Raw genomic sequence first — 16,454 nt, 5'->3', positions numbered from 1 at the left:
GGGAGCCTTGCGGCTCCCGCTGCGGCTTACCAGGTTTGGGTGGCCTTGAACTTCTCGATACCGGCTTTGAGGCCAGCGTCGATTTCGTCATTGAAGTCACCCTTCACGTTGATCTTGGCCAACAAGTCGGCATGATCGCGGTTGAAGTAAGCAATCAGCGCTTGTTCAAAGCTGCCAACCTTGGTGATTTCGACGTCAGTCAGGAACCCACGCTCAGCGGCATACAGCGACAACGCCATGTCAGCGATCGACATTGGGGCGTATTGCTTCTGCTTCATCAGCTCGGTAACGCGCTGACCATGCTCAAGTTGCTTACGGGTCGCTTCGTCCAGGTCAGAAGCGAACTGGGCGAATGCCGCCAGTTCACGGTACTGAGCCAGAGCGGTACGGATACCACCGGAGAGCTTCTTGATGATCTTGGTCTGAGCGGCACCACCCACACGGGATACCGAAACACCGGCGTTCACTGCAGGGCGAATCCCTGAGTTGAACATGGCCGATTCCAGGAAGATCTGACCGTCGGTGATGGAAATCACGTTGGTCGGAACGAACGCGGAAACGTCGCCAGCCTGGGTTTCGATGATCGGCAGTGCGGTCAGGGAACCGGTTTTGCCGGTCACTGCGCCGTTGGTGAACTTCTCTACGTATTCTTCCGAAACGCGGGATGCGCGCTCCAGCAGACGGGAGTGGAGATAGAACACGTCGCCTGGGTAAGCTTCACGGCCTGGTGGACGGCGCAGCAGCAGGGAAATCTGGCGGTAAGCCACTGCTTGCTTGGACAGATCGTCATAAACGATCAGCGCGTCTTCACCGCGGTCGCGGAAGAATTCACCCATGGTGCAACCGGAGTACGGTGCCAGGAATTGCAGCGCAGGAGATTCCGAAGCACTGGCAGCCACGATGATCGTGTTGGCCAGGGCGCCGTTTTCTTCCAGCTTGCGAACCACGTTGGCGATGGTCGATTGTTTCTGACCAATAGCTACGTAGACGCAGAAAATGCCGCTGTCTTTCTGGTTGATGATCGCGTCGATGGCCAGAGCGGTTTTACCGATCTGACGGTCGCCGATGATCAGCTCACGCTGGCCACGGCCGACAGGGATCATGGCATCGACAGCCTTGTAGCCAGTCTGTACAGGCTGGTCTACCGACTTACGCCAGATCACGCCTGGAGCAACTTTCTCGACCGCGTCGGTCTCGGTGTTGCCCAGTGGACCTTTACCGTCAACAGGGTTACCCAGTGCGTCGACAACGCGACCCAGCAGTTCCTTACCAACCGGAACTTCCAGGATGCGGCCAGTGCACTTGGCGCTCATGCCTTCGGCCAGACTGGTGTACGCGCCCAATACAACGGCACCTACGGAGTCTTGCTCCAGGTTGAGGGCCATACCGAAGACGCCGCCCGGAAACTCGATCATCTCGCCGTACATTACGTCGGCCAGACCGTGAATCCGCACGATACCGTCAGATACGCTGACGACAGTGCCTTCGTTACGGGCTTGGGAGGTCACATCGAGCTTGTCGATGCGGCCCTTGATAATTTCACTTATTTCGGAAGGATTGAGTTGCTGCATTGCTCTGCTGCCCCTTCAAACTCAAGATTTCAATGCTTCGGCAAGATTCGCGAGTTTGCCGCGAATCGAGCCATCGATAACCAGGTCGCCGGCGCGAATGACAACACCCCCAATGAGGGATGGGTCTTCCGCAACTTGCAGGCGCACTTCCCGGTCGAGTCGTGCACTGAGAACCTTGGCGAGTTTGTCTTGCTGTTCTTGGTTCAATGCAAAAGCACTGGTCACTTCAACGTCTACCGACTTCTCTTGCTCGGCCTTGTACAGGTCGAAAAGAGCGGCAATCTCCGGCAGAAGCAGGAGACGGTCGTTTTCGGCAATGACGTTGATGAAGTTCTGTGCCTTCACATCAAACTTGTCGCCGCACACTTCAATAAAAGTGGCGGCCTTGTCTGCGCTCGTCAGTCGCGGGGCCTTGAGCACGCGCTGCATGGTGTCGTCTTGCGACACTGCTGCAGCCAGGCCGAGCATGGCTGACCAAGAGGCCAGCTGCTGGTGGGCCTGGGCGTGCTCGAAGGCTGCCTTAGCGTAAGGTCGGGCCAACGTGGTCAATTCTGCCATGATCGCCCTCGCTTAAATTTCAGCAGCCAGTTTGTTAACCAGCTCCGCGTGCGCGTTTTGATCGATTGTGGCACCCAGGATCTTCTCAGCACCGCCGACGGCCAGAGCACCCAGTTGGGCACGCAGCGCGTCTTTGACACCGTTCAGTTCCTGCTCGATCTCGGCCTGAGCCTGAACCTTCACACGGTCAGCGTCGATACGGGCTTTTTCAACAGCCTCTTCAACGATCTGGTTACCGCGTTTCTTGGCTTGCTCAATGATTTCGGCTGCTTGAGCTTTCGCTTCGCGCAGTTGTTGACCCGCTTTATCTTGGGCCAACTCCAGGTCGCGAGCTGCTCGTGCTGCAGCGTCCAGCCCATCCGCGATCTTCTTCTGACGTTCGTGCAGAGCTGCGATGACCGGAGGCCATACGAACTTCATGCAGAAAACGACAAAAATCAAGAACGCTAAGGACTGACCAATAATGGTTGCATTAATGTTCACGCCAATACCTCGCTCATTCGTTGCACAACACACCAATCACTCGAAAAACGAGTGATTAACCGGCGAGTTGACCAACGAAGGGGTTCGCGAAGGTGAAGAACAGAGCGATACCAACACCGATCATGGTCACGGCGTCGAGCAGGCCGGCGACGATGAACATTTTAACTTGCAGCATTGGAACCATTTCTGGCTGACGCGCTGCGCCTTCCAGGAACTTGCCGCCCAGCAGGCCGAAACCAATGGCAGTACCCAGGGCGCCCAGGCCGATCAACAGTGCAACAGCGATAGCGGTTAGACCAACTACAGTTTCCATCTTTCCTCCCGACTTTTACGTCGTATGGTTTAGGTTTTTTAGATTTTAAAGCGGTAAAACAAATCGTTTCATAGCCCGTGAGGGCCACCTTCCCGTGTTACCGGGAAGGACATCAGACTAGTCGAGACTGGCCTTAATGGTTTTCTTCGTGCGCCATCGACAGGTAGACGATGGTCAGCATCATGAAGATGAAGGCCTGCAGGGTGATGATCAGGATGTGGAACACAGCCCACGCCCACTGCAGAACAATGCCCAGGCCGCTGAGCCAGAGCAGGCCGCTGCCGAACATCACAGCGATCAGAATGAACACCAGCTCGCCGGCATACATGTTGCCGAACAGTCGCAGGGCCAGGGAGATCGGCTTGGCAACCAGGGTCACGAACTCCAGCAGGAAGTTCACCGGGATCAGCAGGGCTTGAACGAAGATGTTCTTGCTGCCGAACGGGTGCAGGGTCAGTTCGCCGATGAAGCCGCCGATGCCCTTGATCTTGATGCTGTAGAAAATGATCAACGCGAATACCGACAGGGCCATGCCCAGGGTAGCGTTAGGATCCGTGGTGGAAACCGCACGGAATGGAATGTGGTGATCGCCGGAGATCAGGATGGCCAGCTGAGGAATCCAGTCGACCGGGATCAGGTCGACGGCGTTCATCAGGAACACCCAGACGAAGATGGTCAGTGCCAACGGTGCAATCACCGCGCTACGACCATGGAAGCTGTCTCGCACGCTGCCATCGACGAATTCGACCAGTACTTCAACGAAGTTCTGCAAAGCACCTGGCTGACCGGAAGTCGCCTTCTTTGCCGCCATGCGGAAAATCAGGACGAAGATCAGACCCAATGCGACCGACCAACCCAGAGTATCCAGGTGGAAAGCCCAGAAGCCCATTTCTTTGGCTTCTGCTGCGGAGTGGGCAAAGCCCCAGCCGCCATTAGGAAGCTGACCGAAGGTCAGGTTCTGCAAGTGGTGCTGGATATAGCCCGAAGCGGTTGTTTCTGCCATGGTTGCCTCAAACGCCCTAAGGTTTCGAAAGTCTTGTTTTCATTAGCAGGGGAGCGAACCAGCTGACCAGTTGGGTCAACACGAAGACGCCGAATACAGCCAGCGGCGCCAATGGCTTCACACCTGCAAAGGTCAGTGCAAACAGCACTGCCGTCAAAATCAGTTTCCCTGCTTCGCCGGCATAAAAGGACCGGACGATAGCCTGGGCTGCTCGGGCGCCGGAAAACCGAAAGGCCCTGTGAGCAAAATACATATTGGGCAGCAAGGCTATCAGGCCTCCGCAGAGTCCCGAGTATCCGGCTACGACTCCATGCCAGTACCAAAGCGCCAAAGCGGCGATCAGCAAAATGACAAACTGAGCCAATAAAACCGGAAAAACAGCCAAGCGATGGAACGGCGACGTGTTTGGCGTGCGGGTTTCCATCACTCTTGCTCCTCAATAGTCGGCTGCCGGAAATCAATAACTTGGCATAATTTGTGCCGACAAAATGCGCGCAGAGTATAGGGGCGGTTCAGCCCCTATTCAACTGCCGGGTAGTGATTTCCGATCACGCGCTACATAAGCAAATGTTTCAGCGGATGTGGGCAAGGACGCCCTGAAGCTCATCGAGCGAGTTATATCCGATGACCAATTGGCCTTTGCCTTTCTTGCCATGGCGAATTTGCACCGCAGAGCCCAGGCGCTCGGCCAGGCGCTGTTCGAGGCGGGCAATGTCCGGATCAGGTTTGGCCGTTTCGACCGGTGCAGGTTTGCCGCTGAGCCACTGGCGAACCAAAGCCTCGGTCTGACGAACGGTGAGCCCTCGTGCGACAACGTGTCGCGCCCCTTCAACCTGTTGATTTTCCGGCAAACCGAGCAAAGCACGGGCGTGACCCATTTCCAGGTCACCGTGGGACAACATGGTCTTGATGACTTCCGGCAGCGAGATCAGGCGCAGCAAGTTGGACACCGTCACTCGGGACTTGCCCACTGCGTCGGCCACTTGTTGCTGAGTCAGTTGAAACTCCTGCTGCAAGCGCTGCAACGCGATCGCTTCTTCGACCGGGTTGAGGTCCTCACGCTGGATGTTCTCGATCAACGCCATGGCGATGGCGGTTTCATCCGGCACATCGCGCACCATCGCCGGGATGGTTTCCTTGCCAGCCTGCTGGCTGGCACGCCAGCGACGTTCACCGGCAATGATCTCAAAGCGCCCACCACCGATCGGACGGACCACAATCGGCTGCATTACGCCCTGGGCCTTGATCGAGTTGGCCAGTTCTTCCAGCGCCTGGGGGTCCATGTCCCGGCGTGGCTGGTATTTGCCGCGCTGGATCAGGTCCAGGGGCAGGTGCTGCAGCTCGCGCTCGTCGGCCTGCACCGCTTGTTCTTCAAGCGACGTGACGGTCGGACCACTGAGCAGTGCATCCAGTCCACGTCCGAGACCTCGTTTCTTGACGGCCATGGGGGTTCCTTAAGTTGGCTGGGCTGCAGCGGTGCGTGAGTTGCGACGTTGACGACGTACCATCTCGCCGGCCAGAGCCAGGTAGGCAATGGCGCCACGGGAGGATTTGTCATACGCCAGCGCAGGCATGCCGTAGCTTGGCGCTTCAGCCAAACGGATGTTGCGCGGGATCACCGTGTCGTACAACTGGTCGCCAAAGTGTTCCTTGAGCTGCGCAGAGACATCGTTCATCAAGCTCAGGCGCGGATCGAACATGGTGCGCAGCAGGCCTTCGATCTGCAGGTTCGGGTTGAGCAACTCGGCAATACGCTTGATGTTATCCACAAGGTCACTCAACCCTTCCAGCGCGTAGTACTCGCACTGCATCGGGATAATCACCCCATCGGCCGCCACCAACGCGTTCAATGTCAGCATCGACAGAGACGGCGGGCAGTCGATCAAAATGTAGTCGTAATTTTCGCGGATCGGCGCCAAAGCGCTGCGCAGACGGCTTTCTTTCATCTGCATTTCCAGCAGCACCACTTCCGCCGCGGTCAAGTCGCGGTTGGCCGGCAGCAGTTGGTAACCACCGTGTTCGGAGTAGTGCATGGCCTGGGCCAGGTCGCACTCGCCAATCAGCAAGTCGTAGACCGAGTTTTCCAGGCCGTGTTTATCCACACCGCTACCCATGGTGGCGTTGCCCTGTGGATCGAGATCGATCAACAGCACCCGGCGCTTGGTGGCTACCAGGGATGCTGCGAGGTTGATGCAGGTGGTGGTTTTACCCACGCCACCTTTCTGGTTCGCTATCGCGAATACCTTAGCCATTCTTGCTTGTGTTCCCAATCATGCCGTGCGGCGCAGTATCAGCAGATGGCGTTGGCCTTGGCAACCGGGTACGGCCAAGGCGTGTTCGCTATCGAGGTGGAAGTCTGCCGGCAATGCTAACAGTTCATCGCTTGGATGGACGCCCTTCATTGCCAGCCAGCGCGTGTCGCGATCGCCCAGGTGGCGGGTCCAGTTGCTGAAGTTCTCCATGCTGCTGAACGCCCGGGAAACAATTCCGTTGAAAGGCTGTTCAGGCGTGAAGGCTTCGACGCGACTGTGGATAACTTGCAGGTTATCCAGCTTGAGTTCGAGTTTGACCTGGGTCAGGAAGCGGGTTTTCTTGCCATTGCTGTCCAGGCAAGTCACTTGGGACTCTGGAAACAGGATGGCCAGCGGAATGCCAGGCATCCCACCGCCACTGCCAACGTCGAGCCACCGGCCATTTTCGATAAACGGCATTACGCTCAAGCTGTCGAGCAAGTGACGGGACACCATTTCGTCAGGATCGCGTACAGCGGTCAGGTTGTAAGCCTTGTTCCATTTGATCAACAGGGCCAGGTAGCTCAGCAACAATTCGTGCTGGGCCGGGGTCAGGTCGACGCCCAATTGGCGCGCCCCTGTGGATAACTCTTCGGCGTGTTGCGAGGTGACCAACGAACTCAAGCGCTTTGCTCCAACTGACGGCCCGCGCCGCGTTTTTTCAAATGGATCATCAACAGCGAAATCGCTGCCGGGGTAACGCCGGGGATACGTGACGCCTGGCCCAGGGTTTCTGGACGAGTTATCCCCAGCTTGCTTTGAATTTCTTTCGACAGCCCGGAAATGCCGGTGTAGTCGATATCCACAGGCAACTTGGTGTCTTCACTGGCGCGCAGGCGGGCGATTTCGTCCTGCTGGCGATCAATGTAGCCGGCGTATTTGGTCTTGATTTCGACCTGCTCGGCAACCTGTGGATCTTCTGCGCCACCGCCTGTCACTTCGACCAAGCCAGCGTAGTCTATTTCCGGACGGGACAGCAGGTTGAGCAAGTTGTACTCGTGGGTCAGCGGCGTGCCGAATTTTTCGGCAATGGCATCGCCCTGCTCAGTGCCGGGGCGAACCCAAGTGCTTTTCAGACGCTGCTCTTCCAACGCGATGCTTTCGCGTTTTTTGCAGAAGGCTTCCCAGCGCACGTCATCAACCAGCCCCAGTTCACGACCTTTTTCGGTCAGGCGCAGGTCGGCGTTGTCTTCGCGCAGGATCAGGCGGTATTCGGCGCGGGATGTGAACATCCGATACGGTTCCTGGGTTCCCAGGGTAATCAGGTCATCCACCAACACGCCGATATAGGCCTCATCGCGACGCGGACACCAGCTGTCTTTACCTTGGGCGCGCAATGCGGCGTTGGTTCCGGCCAGCAAACCTTGGGCGCCGGCTTCTTCGTAACCGGTGGTGCCGTTGATTTGCCCGGCAAAGAACAGGCCACCGATCACTTTGGTTTCCAGGCTGTACTTAAGATCACGCGGGTCGAAATAGTCGTACTCGATGGCGTAGCCCGGACGCACGATGTGCGCGTTTTCCATGCCGCGAATCGATTGCACGATCTGGATTTGCACATCGAACGGCAAGGAAGTCGAAATTCCGTTCGGGTACAGCTCATGGGTGGTCAAGCCTTCGGGCTCGATAAACACCTGGTGGCTTTCCTTGTCGGCAAAGCGGTGGATCTTGTCTTCGATCGACGGGCAATAACGCGGGCCAATACCTTCGATCACTCCGGAATACATGGGCGAACGGTCGAGGTTCGCGGCAATGATTTCGTGGGTGCGGGCATTGGTATGGGTAATCCAGCAGCTCACCTGTTTGGGGTGCTGTTCTTTGGAACCCATGAACGACATCACCGGAATCGGTGTGTCGCCGGCCTGTTCGGTCATCACCGAAAAGTCCACAGAACGCCCGTCGATACGTGGCGGAGTACCGGTTTTCAAGCGGCCGACACGCAGCGGCAATTCACGCAGTCGTTTTGCCAGGGCAATCGACGGCGGGTCGCCGGCACGGCCTCCGGAATAATTCTGCATACCGATGTGGATAAGTCCGCCAAGGAAAGTACCGGTGGTCAACACCACGGATTCTGCGAAGAAACGCAGACCCATTTGAGTAACGACACCGCGTACCTGGTCTTGCTCGACGATCAGGTCATCGGCTGCCTGCTGAAATATCCACAGGTTCGGCTGGTTTTCCAGGGTTTCGCGTACCGCAGCCTTGTAGAGGATGCGGTCGGCTTGTGCTCGAGTCGCACGTACGGCTGGGCCTTTGCGGCTATTGAGCACACGAAATTGAATGCCACCCTTGTCGGTTGCCATGGCCATTACGCCGCCGAGGGCGTCGATTTCTTTGACCAAGTGGCTTTTGCCGATCCCACCAATGGCGGGGTTGCAACTCATTGCACCGAGGGTTTCCACGTTGTGCGTGAGCAACAGGGTTTTTACGCCCATGCGTGCTGACGCCAGTGCTGCCTCGGTACCGGCATGACCGCCGCCGATGACGATCACTTCAAAACGGGAAGGGAAATCCACCACGCACCTCGTGCCTGCTTATGTAGGTAATCAGGAATTGTCTGTTGAAAGAGATTTAGAGCTTTGGCGGCAAGTATAGGGACTTAGCCCTTCCTAAAGAACCCTTTGCACAAAATTTAACCAGCTGTGGATGAATCACAGACAATAGAAATTAAAAGAGAGAAATTTATTAAATCTTTGTTTTTATGTTTATTTCTACTGGACCACCTTTCTGTGGATAGATCTGTACAGCCCTTTAATTACGTGATGTACAGAGTTTCAAAAGTCTGTGGTCATGTGCCCATGAGGCCCTTGGATAAGTGCTTTAAGCCTGTGGATTAAACAGCTGGTTATCCACAGATGGGTTTGTACTCAGTTTTCGAGCCCTGTTATCAACTGGGCACAGGGGCGGTTATTCACAGGGCTTAATCCACAGAAATGGGTCAATGTCGCCGAATGTCATCCACGACAAAGCCACCGAAATCCTCAGACTCAGTGTGAAGCGCAGTTAAAAGAGACCTATTGTGAGAAAACCGTGGGGCAGTTAATAATAGCGATTATCATTAAGCTGCCTTATCACACTCCATGTCGCCTCCTTCCCATACGGTTGCCGTCCAGCATATCTACGAGCAACACCATTCCTGGCTGCACGGATGGCTCAAAGGCAAGTTGCATAACGCCTGCGATGCAGCCGATGTGGCCCACGATACGTTCGTGCGTATCCTGGGCGGTCGCCATGCTGCGCAGATCCTTGAACCACGGGATTACTTGGCAACCATCGCCAGGGGACTGGTGATTGATCGCTATCGGCGACACGCGATCGAACAGGCCTACAGGCTGACGCTGGCCGAGCGCCCTGAAGCCACCGCCATCAGTGAAGAAGACAAGGCAATCATCATTGAAACCCTGGTAGCTGTGGACAAAGCCTTGTCTGCCTTGGGTGAACGAACGCGGCGGATTTTCATGCTCTCGCAGATCGATGGCCTGACTTATCAACAGATCGCCGACCAGTTGCGGGTTTCCCTCACCACGGTGAAGAAGCACATGATCCGTGCACTCACGGAATGCTCGCTGATCATGGCCAACGTGTAATGGCTGCTCCCGATCGCAAAACCTTCGAGGCCGCCGCCAGTTGGTATGTGCAGTTTCAATCCCAGCCCCCGACTGCGGCCGAACGCCATGCCTGGCAGCAGTGGCTCAATGGCGACCCAGCCCATCAGGCCGCGTGGAACCAGATGGAACAGTTGCAGCGCAGCCTTGGCACCCTGCCTCCAGATTTGACCCGCCGTGCGTTGTCGACCACGCAACAACGGCGGCAGGTGCTCAAGTGGATGCTGGTGCTCGGTGGTACCGGGTACCTGGGGTGGAATGTCCAGGAACATACGTCATTGGGTAATGCATGGGCCGATTACCGCACTGGCGTTGGTGAGCGCAGGCGTATCGAGTTGGCCGACGGTACGCGGGTGGATCTCAATACTCGCACCTCGATTGATGTGGCTTTCGATACACACCAGCGCTTGATCCGCCTACGCGAGGGAGAAGTACTTATCCACACTGGAAAGTCCGGCGGGCAGATCCCCTTTTACGTCGAAACCCGCCAGGGCCGAGTCCAGGCATTGGGCACGCGGTTTACGGTGCGCCAGCTCTCGGATTCCACGCGTGTCGGGGTGTTGGAGGACCGGGTCAGGGTGTCACCCGTTGATCAGCCCGAACATGGCCGGGTACTCAGCGCCGGCCAAAGCGCCGATTTTGACCGGCAGGTTGTTGGGGCCAATCATCCATATCGCGGCAGCCAGGCAGCCTGGGTCGATGGGCAGTTGATTGTGCTGGACCGAAGGCTCGGTGAGGTGATCGACGACCTTGCCCGCTATCGTACAGGCGTTTTGCAATGCGATTCGGCGTCGGCGCGCCTACGTGTTTCCGGCACATTCCGGCTGGATTCCACTGATGCCGTGTTGGCCAACCTGCAAGCGACCCTTCCCATCCAGGTCAACTATTTCACCCGCTATTGGGTTTCGGTGAAACGAGCCGGCTAAGCGCGAAAAAATAGTCCACAGGGGGGTTATCTTTTTTCTACCTGGTGCGGCCCTACAGGTAATCACGACGCTACCTTCAGGGTTTATCCACCTATGCGCCTTCCCACCAAGTTTCGCCAGCGACTCTCTTATCACGGCATCACCTGTGGCCTGCTGCTGGGCACGGCCGCCGGCACCGGTGTTTTGTTACCGGCCGGCGCCCTGGCAGCCAGTTCGTCACAACACTACGCGATTGCGGCCGGCCCGCTGGACAATGCACTCAGCCAGTTTGCCGCCAAGGCGAATGTGATCCTGTCATTTTCGCCCCAGCAAACTGCGCGCCTGGATACCCCTGGCCTGGAAGGTGACTATTCGGTGGAACAAGGGTTTGCGCTATTGCTGCAAAACTCAGGTCTGCAAGCGGTGATCCAGGCCCCTGGCAGCTATGTACTGCAGGCGGCACCTTCCGGTCAACTGACCCTTTCGCCCACGACAGTCAGCACTTATCAACAGAGCGGTTTCAATCAGGAGATTGCCGGGGACGTAGGCTACAAGGCACAAAACAGCCGCATAGGGACCAAGACCAGTACGCCGTTGTCGGAAACGCCGCGCTCGGTTTCAGTGGTCACCGGCCAGCGCATCAAGGACCAGAAATCTCAAACGCTGACAGAGGTATTGGGCTACGTCCCCGGTATTTTCGCGCCGCCCTTTGCTGCCGGCGATAGCCTGGCGGGAGATTTATTCTTCATTCGGGGGTTCAACGCCACGGATTACGGCTACGGCCTGCTGCGCGACGGCCTACGCGTGCAAGGTAATAGGTACGACACTACCAGCGAACCCTACGGGCTGGAGCGTGTGGAAATCTTCCGGGGCCCCTCTTCCCTGCTCTACGGCGAAAATGCCCCGGGTGGCCTGGTCAATCTGGTCAGCAAACACCCGACTGCGACGCCCCAGGGCGAGTTGCAGTTGGGGTATGGCTCCAACAACCGCCGCTAGGTGGGTGTGGATATCTCCGGCCCGCTCAATGACAGCGGCAATATCCTTGGCCGGGTGGTGATGTTGGGCCGCAAGTCCGATACGCAGACCGACCACGTCCCGGATGACCGGCTCTACATTGCGCCCTCCCTCACCCTGAACTTTGACGACTACAACACCCTCACCCTGCTGGCCAACTACCAAAAGGACCACACCAACCTGGAACTCGGCTTACCGGCGGCGGGCACATTGCTCACAAACCCCAATGGCCAGCTGTCCAAGCACACCATGCTCGGCGACCCGGACTGGAACACCTTCGAGCGTGAAGCCTGGAACACCGGATATGAATTCAGCCACAGCTTTAATGATGATTGGCAGTTCCGCCAGAACTCGCGCTACATGCAGTCACGTATCACCCGGCATGAAACCTGGCCAGGGGATTTGAATAACCAGGGCTTTGGCACTCAGCTGAACATGAGTGCCTACGACCGCTACAACAAGTCGATGGTTTATTCCCTGGATAACCAACTGGAAGGCAAATTCCAGCTGGGCAGCCTGGAGAACACCGTGCTATTTGGCGCGAGCTACGATCGCACCTCGTTCAATCAGGACTGGGATGGGGGGTTGGTTGGCGCTATCAATGTGTATAACCCTGTGTATCTAAAGGATCCGACTACCCCCATCGCTGTGCAAAACACCCTGCTAGAGCAGCAGATGAAAGGCGTTTATGCACAGGTCCAAAGTAAGTACGACCACTGGTTGTTCCTGCTGGGCGGCCGTCAGGACTGGGTCGACAGTGATTTTCGCGACAAGGTAAAAAGCTCGACGGATTCGAGCACCACCGAGCAGAAGTTCACCTACCAGGGTGGCGTGATGTACCAGTTCGACAACGGCCTGACGCCGTATGTCAGCTATTCCACAGCGTTCGTACCCGTACAGCAAATCGCGGTGACAGGCTCACCGCTCAAGCCGATCACCAGCCGTCAATATGAAGTGGGCGTGAAGTACGAGCCAATCGGTTGGGACACAGCCATGACGCTGTCGGTCTATGACCTGCGCAAGCAAGACGACACCTACCTCGACAGCACCACCAATACTTATCGCCAAGTGGGCGAAAGCCGCGCCAAGGGTGCAGAGGTTGAGATCAACAGCAACATCACGCCAAACCTGAATCTGACGGCGGCCTACACCTACACCGATGCACGGATTACCAAGGACACGGCGGGTTCGTTGGTGGAGGGGCACCAGATGACTGGTGTTCCCCGCAACCAAGCGTCGGTCTGGGGTAAGTATCGATTCCTGGATGGCCAACTCAAAGGCTTGTCCCTGGGCGGGGGCGTGCGTTACTTCGATAGCGCGTATTCCTACACCAAGCCGACTCTCTACGGGAAACTGGATCCTGGCAGCGTCACGTTGGTGGATGCTGCAATCGGTTACCAGATCGACACGCACTGGTCGGTCGACTTGAACGCCAAGAATCTTTTCGACAAGGAATATGTTTCTGGTTGCAACGACGCTGGCCGTTGTTACTGGGGGGACAGCCGTACCTTGCTCGGTACGGTGTCCTACAACTGGTAAGGAGCTGTGGGTAACTCGGCTATTTACCGATACAGAAACTGGAAAAGATCCGTCCCAGCAAATCATCGGAGCTGAATGCGCCGGTGATTTCCCCCAACAGCTGCTGCGCCTGGCGTAAATCCTCGGCCAGCAGCTCTCCTGCACCCGCCAAGGTCAGTTGTGCACGACCGTGCTCCAGCGCCGCGCTGGCATGTCGCAGCGCTTCCAGGTGCCTGCGGCGCGCGCTGAAGCTGCTTTCTGAGGTTTGCTCATAGCCCATGCAGGCCTTGAGGTGCTCTCGCAGCAATTCCAGGCCTTCACCGGCAGACTTCGCACTCAGGCTGATGGTGACATGGCCATCGTCGCTGGTTTCCATGGCAATGGCTTCACCCGTCAGATCGGCCTTGTTACGGATCAACGTCACTTTGGCCGGGTCCGGCCGGTGTTCCAGGAACTCTGGCCAGAGGGCAAAAGGATCCACAGCCTCGGGTGCCGTGGCGTCTACCACCAGTAGCACACGGTCAGCCTCAGCAATGGCCTTGAGCGCTCGCTCTACGCCGATCTTTTCCACCTGGTCATCGGTGTCGCGCAGGCCAGCGGTATCGACCACATGCAGCGGCATGCCATCAATGTGGATATGTTCGCGCAGGATGTCCCGAGTGGTACCGGCAATCTCGGTGACGATAGCGGCTTCGCGCCCCGCCAACGCATTGAGCAAGCTGGATTTGCCGGCGTTTGGCCGTCCGGCAATCACCACGGTCATGCCGTCACGCAACAAGGCCCCCTGCCCGGCCTCGCGCAGCACTGTGGATAACTCATCGCGGACTTTATCCAGCATCGCCAATACGTGGCCATCGGCCAGGAAGTCGATTTCCTCTTCCGGAAAATCAATCGCAGCCTCGACATAGATACGCAAGCTGATCAGTTGTTCGGTCAAGTTATGCACACGCAGGGAAAATGCGCCCTGCAGCGAGCGCAATGCATTGCGCGCAGCCTGTGCGGAACTGGCTTCGATCAAATCGGCAATCGCCTCAGCCTGGGCCAGATCGAGCTTGTCATTCAAGAAAGCGCGTTCGCTGAACTCCCCCGGTCGAGCCAGGCGGCAACCCAGTTGCAAGCAGCGTTGCAGCAACATATCCAATACCACCGGACCGCCGTGGCCCTGCAGTTCAAGGACATCTTCACCCGTAAAGGAATTTGGCCCCGGGAAGTAGATGGCCAAACCTTCGTCCAAGACGCTTTCGTCAGCATCCAGGAACTGGCCGTAATGGGCATAGCGCGGCTTCAACTCACGGCCACTGATGGCCTTGGCAGCAATGCCGGCGAGCGGCCCGGAAATTCTAACGATACCGACACCGCCGCGACCTTGAGCGGTAGCGACAGCAGCGATGGTTTCACGAGGAGCGCTCATCAGCAGGTTCCAGAATAAAAATGACGGAAAGCAAAACGCCCCACTAGGGGGCGTCTTGAGTGGTTATCCACAGAGTAAATTACGCCGCAGCTTTTGCAGTAGCCGCTTCGATTTTACGTGTGATGTACCACTGTTGAGAGATCGACAACACGTTGTTGACCACCCAGTACAGCACCAGACCAGCTGGGAACCACAGGAAGAAGAACGTGAAGATGATTGGCATCATTTTCATGACCTTGGCCTGCATCGGATCCGGCGGAGTCGGGTTCAAGCGCTGCTGGATAAACATGGTCGCACCCATGATGATCGGCAGGATGAAGAACGGATCTTTGATCGACAGGTCGGTTATCCACAGGATGAACGGCGCCTGGCGCATTTCGACGCTTTCCAACAGCACCCAGTACAGCGACAGGAAGACCGGCATTTGCACAAGAATCGGCAAGCATCCACCCAACGGGTTGATCTTCTCTTTCTTGTACAGCTCCATCATGGCCTGCGACATTTTCTGGCGATCATCACCATGTTGCTCTTTCAGAGCAGCCAACTTCGGCGCAACGGCACGCATACGCGCCATCGACTTGTAGCTGGCAGCCGACAGAGGGAAGAAGATCCCTTTGATCAGCATGGTCAGGAAGATGATCGAGAAGCCCCAGTTACCCACAATGCTGTGGATATGTTGCAGCAGCCAGAAAATCGGCTGAGCAATGAACCACAGGATGCCGTAGTCCACAGTCAGTTCCAGACCTGGGGACAACTCTTTGAGTACAGCCTGGCTTTTCGGACCGGCGTACAGGGTGGCGCTGGTTTCAGCCTTGGCACCTGGTGCGACGGTCAACGCCGGGCCGGTGTAGCCAATGATGTAGTTGCCTTTGGTGTCCTTGCGCGCCAGAACTGCGTTGTTCTGGCCAGGCTGAGGAATCCACGCAGTCACGAAGTAGTGCTGCAACCAGGCAACCCAACCACCGCTCACGTTATAGGTGATCGGCGCCTTGGTTTTGTCTTCAGCGACCTTGTCCATGTCTTTCATGGACACTTTTTTGTACGGCTCCGAACTTGTCCACAGGGCTGCGCCCAGGTAAGTCGCGGTGCCGGTGGCGGTGCTGGAGGACGGATCGGAGCTGGCGTCACGCTTAAGCTGGGCAAACATTGCGCCAGTCCAAGGCTGGGCGCTCTGGTTGTCGATCAGGTAGGTGACAACGATGTCGTACAGGCCACGCTTGAGTGTGAAGCGCTTGATGTAGTTGACGCCGTCCTTGCTGAACTTCAAGTCAACGACCAGTTGGTCTTGGCCATCAACCAGTTGATAACTTTTCTTCTCCGAAGAGAAAACCGGACGACCGGTAGGGCTCGCATCGGGACCATTGCTGCCAATCAGGCCGCTTTGTGCCTGATAAACACGTTCGCCACCGTTATCGAACAGCTGGAATGGAATTTCCGGGTGATCCTGACGACGCGGATACAGCGGAAGAGTCAGTTTGGCGACATCGCCACCCTGTGGGTCGATAGCCAGGTCCAACACATCCGTTTTGACTTGGATGAGGTCGGTGCTGGCGGCCACTGGAACTTCCGCGGGTGCGTTTGTTTCGCCCGCTGCGCGTGGAATGTCATCACTGGCGGCAGTGTTGGTACCGCTCACTGTGTCGGGAAGTCCCGCAGGAACAGCATTGGCAGCAACATTCTGAGTCGGCAGGGCAGCCTGGCCATAGTCTTGGTTCCATTTAAGAACCATAACGTAGGACACGATTGCCAGGGCGACGATCAGGATCGTGCGTTTAATATCCATGA

The 16,454-nt window shown here is 56.9% G+C and carries 14 protein-coding genes and 1 pseudogene; 3 read left to right on the top strand and 12 right to left on the bottom strand.

Annotated features, from left to right (window positions below; translation table 11 throughout):
* Positions 1-26: 26 nt before the first annotated feature.
* From atpA to mnmG, 10 genes are all read right to left on the bottom strand, one after another.
* The gene (atpA, locus tag DYL59_RS15395; RefSeq protein ID WP_122485313.1) at positions 27-1,571 is read right to left on the bottom strand and encodes a F0F1 ATP synthase subunit alpha; all 1,545 of its coding nucleotides are present in this window, start codon (positions 1,569-1,571) and stop codon (positions 27-29) included.
* Positions 1,572-1,592: 21 nt separating this feature from the next.
* Positions 1,593-2,129 (bottom strand): F0F1 ATP synthase subunit delta, encoded by a 537-nt coding sequence (locus DYL59_RS15390; RefSeq protein WP_017528669.1) that lies wholly within the window; start codon positions 2,127-2,129, stop codon positions 1,593-1,595.
* Positions 2,130-2,141: 12 nt separating this feature from the next.
* Entirely contained in the window at positions 2,142-2,612 is a 471-nt protein-coding gene (locus tag DYL59_RS15385) for a F0F1 ATP synthase subunit B (RefSeq protein ID WP_008439543.1), read from the bottom strand.
* A gap of 55 nt (positions 2,613-2,667) precedes the next feature.
* Positions 2,668-2,925: a F0F1 ATP synthase subunit C gene (gene atpE / locus DYL59_RS15380; RefSeq protein WP_002555987.1), complete on the bottom strand. Its 258-nt coding sequence runs from the start codon at positions 2,923-2,925 to the stop codon at positions 2,668-2,670.
* Positions 2,926-3,058: 133 nt separating this feature from the next.
* Entirely contained in the window at positions 3,059-3,928 is an 870-nt protein-coding gene (gene atpB, locus DYL59_RS15375) for a F0F1 ATP synthase subunit A (protein WP_003213554.1), read from the bottom strand.
* A 16-nt stretch (positions 3,929-3,944) separates the two neighbouring features.
* Positions 3,945-4,352 carry a F0F1 ATP synthase subunit I gene (locus tag DYL59_RS15370; protein ID WP_131699634.1) on the bottom strand — a complete coding sequence of 136 codons (408 nt, stop codon included), beginning with the start codon at positions 4,350-4,352 and terminating at the stop codon, positions 3,945-3,947.
* Positions 4,353-4,500: 148 nt separating this feature from the next.
* Positions 4,501-5,373: a ParB/RepB/Spo0J family partition protein gene (locus DYL59_RS15365; RefSeq protein WP_122485314.1), complete on the bottom strand. Its 873-nt coding sequence runs from the start codon at positions 5,371-5,373 to the stop codon at positions 4,501-4,503.
* Between the two features lie 9 nt (positions 5,374-5,382).
* On the bottom strand, positions 5,383-6,180 hold the full coding sequence (locus tag DYL59_RS15360) for a ParA family protein (protein ID WP_016978715.1): 798 nt from the start codon (positions 6,178-6,180) through the stop codon (positions 5,383-5,385).
* An 18-nt stretch (positions 6,181-6,198) separates the two neighbouring features.
* Entirely contained in the window at positions 6,199-6,843 is a 645-nt protein-coding gene (gene rsmG / locus DYL59_RS15355) for a 16S rRNA (guanine(527)-N(7))-methyltransferase RsmG (protein ID WP_135289956.1), read from the bottom strand.
* The gene (gene mnmG, locus DYL59_RS15350) at positions 6,840-8,732 is read right to left on the bottom strand and encodes a tRNA uridine-5-carboxymethylaminomethyl(34) synthesis enzyme MnmG (RefSeq protein WP_105521474.1); all 1,893 of its coding nucleotides are present in this window, start codon (positions 8,730-8,732) and stop codon (positions 6,840-6,842) included. Before mnmG ends, rsmG begins: the two co-directional genes overlap by 4 nt.
* 564 nt (positions 8,733-9,296) lie before the next feature.
* Between mnmG and DYL59_RS15345 the strand changes: the two genes are divergently transcribed.
* The 3 genes and pseudogenes from DYL59_RS15345 to DYL59_RS15335 all read left to right on the top strand — a co-directional run bounded on the left by DYL59_RS15345 (position 9,297) and on the right by DYL59_RS15335 (position 13,279).
* The gene (locus tag DYL59_RS15345; protein WP_135289955.1) at positions 9,297-9,803 is read left to right on the top strand and encodes a sigma-70 family RNA polymerase sigma factor; all 507 of its coding nucleotides are present in this window, start codon (positions 9,297-9,299) and stop codon (positions 9,801-9,803) included.
* Complete coding sequence (locus tag DYL59_RS15340) at positions 9,803-10,747, top strand: FecR domain-containing protein (protein WP_135289954.1); 945 nt, start codon at positions 9,803-9,805, stop codon at positions 10,745-10,747. Before DYL59_RS15345 ends, DYL59_RS15340 begins: the two co-directional genes overlap by 1 nt.
* Before the next feature lie 93 nt (positions 10,748-10,840).
* Positions 10,841-13,279, top strand: a pseudogene (locus DYL59_RS15335) (TonB-dependent siderophore receptor).
* 19 nt (positions 13,280-13,298) lie between these two features.
* On the opposite strand, the gene mnmE reads toward DYL59_RS15335, so the two are convergent.
* Both mnmE and yidC read right to left on the bottom strand, forming a co-directional pair.
* Positions 13,299-14,669, bottom strand: coding sequence for a tRNA uridine-5-carboxymethylaminomethyl(34) synthesis GTPase MnmE (gene mnmE, locus DYL59_RS15330; RefSeq protein WP_135289953.1), 1,371 nt, complete (start codon positions 14,667-14,669; stop codon positions 13,299-13,301).
* A 79-nt stretch (positions 14,670-14,748) separates the two neighbouring features.
* The gene (gene yidC, locus DYL59_RS15325; RefSeq protein WP_135289952.1) at positions 14,749-16,452 is read right to left on the bottom strand and encodes a membrane protein insertase YidC; all 1,704 of its coding nucleotides are present in this window, start codon (positions 16,450-16,452) and stop codon (positions 14,749-14,751) included.
* Positions 16,453-16,454 lie beyond the last annotated feature (2 nt).

Origin of the sequence: Pseudomonas kairouanensis (assembly GCF_004682055.1) — a bacterium.
GTDB lineage: Bacteria > Pseudomonadota > Gammaproteobacteria > Pseudomonadales > Pseudomonadaceae > Aquipseudomonas > Aquipseudomonas kairouanensis.
The sequence above is the reverse complement of the archived record's forward strand: the minus strand, read 5'-3'. Positions and strand labels throughout refer to the sequence as shown.

Bases quoted from the DNA above. Each gene is read 5' to 3' on its own strand.
- atpA (WP_122485313.1), bottom strand. From the start codon at position 1,571: ATGCAGCAACTCAATCCTTCCGAAATAAGTGAAATTATCAAGGGCCGC.
- DYL59_RS15390 (WP_017528669.1), bottom strand. From the start codon at position 2,129: ATGGCAGAATTGACCACGTTGGCCCGACCTTACGCTAAGGCAGCCTTC.
- atpE (WP_002555987.1), bottom strand. From the start codon at position 2,925: ATGGAAACTGTAGTTGGTCTAACCGCTATCGCTGTTGCACTGTTGATC.
- atpB (WP_003213554.1), bottom strand. From the start codon at position 3,928: ATGGCAGAAACAACCGCTTCGGGCTATATCCAGCACCACTTGCAGAAC.
- DYL59_RS15370 (WP_131699634.1), bottom strand. From the start codon at position 4,352: ATGGAAACCCGCACGCCAAACACGTCGCCGTTCCATCGCTTGGCTGTT.
- DYL59_RS15365 (WP_122485314.1), bottom strand. From the start codon at position 5,373: ATGGCCGTCAAGAAACGAGGTCTCGGACGTGGACTGGATGCACTGCTC.
- DYL59_RS15360 (WP_016978715.1), bottom strand. From the start codon at position 6,180: ATGGCTAAGGTATTCGCGATAGCGAACCAGAAAGGTGGCGTGGGTAAA.
- DYL59_RS15345 (WP_135289955.1), top strand. From the start codon at position 9,297: ATGTCGCCTCCTTCCCATACGGTTGCCGTCCAGCATATCTACGAGCAA.
- DYL59_RS15340 (WP_135289954.1), top strand. From the start codon at position 9,803: ATGGCTGCTCCCGATCGCAAAACCTTCGAGGCCGCCGCCAGTTGGTAT.
- mnmE (WP_135289953.1), bottom strand. From the start codon at position 14,669: ATGAGCGCTCCTCGTGAAACCATCGCTGCTGTCGCTACCGCTCAAGGT.
- yidC (WP_135289952.1), bottom strand. From the start codon at position 16,452: ATGGATATTAAACGCACGATCCTGATCGTCGCCCTGGCAATCGTGTCC.